At 54.5% G+C, this 1,685-nt stretch carries 3 protein-coding genes; 2 read left to right on the forward strand and 1 reads right to left on the reverse strand.

Annotated features, from left to right (window positions below; genetic code table 11):
* Window positions 1-178: 178 nt before the first annotated feature.
* Both ACOI1H_RS25385 and ACOI1H_RS25390 read left to right on the forward strand, forming a co-directional pair.
* Window positions 179-718 (forward strand): recombinase family protein, encoded by a 540-nt coding sequence (locus ACOI1H_RS25385; RefSeq protein WP_422441079.1) that lies wholly within the window; start codon window positions 179-181, stop codon window positions 716-718.
* Window positions 719-821: 103 nt separating this feature from the next.
* The gene (locus ACOI1H_RS25390) at window positions 822-1,283 is read left to right on the forward strand and encodes a helix-turn-helix domain-containing protein (RefSeq protein WP_422441081.1); all 462 of its coding nucleotides are present in this window, start codon (window positions 822-824) and stop codon (window positions 1,281-1,283) included.
* Between the two features lie 64 nt (window positions 1,284-1,347).
* On the opposite strand, the gene ACOI1H_RS25395 is transcribed toward ACOI1H_RS25390, so the two are convergent.
* On the reverse strand, window positions 1,348-1,623 hold the full coding sequence (locus ACOI1H_RS25395) for an integrase core domain-containing protein (protein ID WP_422441083.1): 276 nt from the start codon (window positions 1,621-1,623) through the stop codon (window positions 1,348-1,350).
* Window positions 1,624-1,685 lie beyond the last annotated feature (62 nt).

Below are 1,685 nucleotides of genomic sequence, written 5' to 3' on the forward strand. Positions count from 1 at the left end.
CCATAAACTCAGCTTTCGCGGTTCTGGCTTATCTTTGACGTTAATCAGTTATTTTGGTTGTCAGGGCCGCCCTAAAACCCTCGTTTTTGGCATGGTCGCAAACGACTTCGATTGACGCTGCCACAAACCCCGTTCAAAACCTAACTGGTTGTTGAAGGTTTTTGGAAGAGTTGAATTCATGATCGTTGGCTATGCACGTGTCTCGACAGAAGATCAGCACCTCGATCCCCAAACCTCTGCTCTGAAGGCGGCCGGTGCAGAGCGCATCTTTGCGGAGAAACAGTCGGGCACCAAGAAGTCACGACCCGAGCTGGACCGTATGATCGACCAGTTGCGTCAGGCTGATGTGGTGGTGGTGGCCAAGTACGACCGGCTGAGCCGGTCGTTGCAGGACCTTCTGCAGATCGTGGGGGCTATTAGTGCGAAGGGTGCAGGCTTTCGTTCCCTGGCTGAGGACATTGACACAACGACGCCTGCTGGTCGGCTTGTGTTTCATGTCTTTGCCTCCATCGCCCAGTTCGAGCGTGAGCGTATTTCTGAGCGAACCAAAGAAGGGCTCGCGTCCTCCCGTAAGCGCGGAAGGATCGGTGGCAGGCCCCCTGCCCTGTCTCCCGAGCGCCGTGCAGAGGTGGCCCGAATGCGTGATCAGGAGGGGCGCGGTATTGCTGAGCTGGCACGGTTGTTTCAAGTCAGTCCAAACACCATTCGGCGGGCCTAAACGGGAACTATACCCGCGCCTTAGCTTAGTGTAATCCTGTTACAGACATAAGAAACAGATGTTTTCTATACGACAACCCCAACAGTAACAGGTGTTACGCCCTATGAAATACACCCTCGGGCAAGCGGCTAAGGAAACAGGCGTAAGCAAACCAACCCTATCCAGAGCAGTTAAAAAAGGAGATCTATCTGCGGAAGGGGGAGGGGGTTCCCCTTACAAAATCGACCCCTCCGAGCTTGGGAGATGGCTCGCGGGTTACAGGGAACGCAACCCAGAAACTACCGACTTAGAAACCCCTGTTGGAACACATGAAACACTCAGCAAAAACAGGGACCTAGAAGCTGAAGTTGATGCGCTACGCGAACACATTGTGCGTGAAGAGACAGAACGCGCACGCGAGCGAGTGCAATTAGAGGCGCATATCGCTGATCTCCGCGGGCGAGTAGAGCGCGCTGAGCGCAAGGAAGATCAGCTTATGGCGCAACTCACTGACCAGAGAGAGGCTAAGATTAAACCCCTTGAGCCACCACAACGACGTGGTTTTTTTGCTCGGTTTACGAGGTAGATCAAAATTTCCAGAACCACTTCAGTGAGGTGCTCCCCATTCCTTGGACAGGATCCGGGGCTTTTTAAGCTCTGATCTGCTCCTGGTGATCGGGTTGCATTGCTTCGACTTTCAGCGAGTAGATCACCACTGGTGGTTTTCCGCCAAGGGCTTTGTGCGGTCGGCGGTGATTGTAGAACTCCACCCATTTCTGGACACTCGCGCGTGCCTGAGACCCGGTCTCCAAGGCGTTCAGGTAGACGCACTCGTATTTCAGCGTGCGCCACAGACGCTCGATGAAGATGTTGTCTAGATAGCGGCCCTTGCCGTCCATAGATGTGCGGATGCCCGACCGGCGCAGGCGGTCTGTCTAGGCGAAGGATGTATGAAATGTCCCCGCTACCGAAGTCCAGAGCCTAGAAG

The sequence above is a fragment of the Loktanella sp. DJP18 genome (genome assembly GCF_049310965.1).
GTDB lineage: Bacteria > Pseudomonadota > Alphaproteobacteria > Rhodobacterales > Rhodobacteraceae > Loktanella.